The sequence below is a fragment of the Vibrio sp. 1401 genome, assembly GCF_033340295.1.
Map to the genome: position 1 here is coordinate 1 of NZ_JAWOWF010000694.1, position 555 is coordinate 555.

Genomic DNA, 555 nt, shown 5'->3' on the forward strand with positions numbered 1-555 from the left:
ACGGTGGTTGCATTGTTGAAATAACGCCGTTTCAAAGAACACTCCAATGATTCCCGGCTTTACATTTTTGCTGCCCCCCAATAACGGCGAAAATGCATTGTCGGGAATCTCTCTTTTCCGCTTATCTTTTTGTGTTGAAGAACGTCGATTATGGCTCAGAGGTCTGAGTGACTGAGCGATGCAGTTTTTGAAATAGCCACCCCAACGCAATAAGTGATGCCCCCAAGCCTAAGAAGCTGATGGCGCGCCAGAACCCGTCCAAAGAGCTTACATCCCACAAGAAGACTTTCAACGCCACAAAGGCCAATATAATTAAGCCGATGCGTTGCATCATCATCGCCTTGTGAGTGACGCCACGCCAAGTTAAAGCGCCACCAACCATTAATCCTGCCACTGAGTAGCTAAACAACTCCGCCATACTGGTCGGTTGAAACAGCGTCATTGACGTGGTTTGCCAGAACTGTCGAATCGACATCCCTAGCCAAATGGCCGCTAATGCAAAGCCAAGACATGCGACCGCTAATCGGTGTACACGCAGCGTATTCCAGCGTCTAA

The 555-nt window shown here is 48.8% G+C and carries 1 protein-coding gene; it reads right to left on the reverse strand.

Features of this window, described 5'->3' with window-relative positions:
* Window positions 1-148 precede the first annotated feature (148 nt).
* The coding region (locus R7Z77_RS27640) for a DUF2339 domain-containing protein (protein ID WP_318137344.1) at window positions 149-555 on the reverse strand (407 nt) is incomplete at its 5' end.